Annotated in this window: 1 pseudogene; it reads left to right on the top strand. The window is 50.2% G+C overall.

Going from position 1 to position 281, the window contains the following annotated elements:
- A pseudogene (locus OGX95_RS00765) lies at positions 1-281 on the top strand (phage tail fiber protein); the annotation flags it as partial.

Here is a 281-nt window from a genome sequence, read left to right as displayed (position 1 = left end):
GGTGATGTCACAATTACGCTTCCAGATACCAGCCAGACAACGGGGCCATCAGCGAAAAAACTGGTCAATAGTGTCAGCAACAAAGCAGATAAAACGGACCTGGATGAAAAGGCAGATAAGACGGCTCTTGATGATTACGCCAAAAAAGGTGCTAACAATGACATCACCAGCCTCAGCGGGTTAACAACGCCTTTAGGTATTACTCAGGGTGGTACGGGGGGCAACAGTCCCGAGTCAGCCCGCCAGAGTCTGTCTGCCACGACAAACCGACAGTTAACAGA

This window comes from Citrobacter sp. Cu233 (assembly GCF_030332225.1).
In the GTDB taxonomy this organism is placed as follows: Bacteria; Pseudomonadota; Gammaproteobacteria; order Enterobacterales; family Enterobacteriaceae; genus Citrobacter.
The sequence above is the reverse complement of the archived record's forward strand: the minus strand, read 5'-3'. Positions and strand labels throughout refer to the sequence as shown.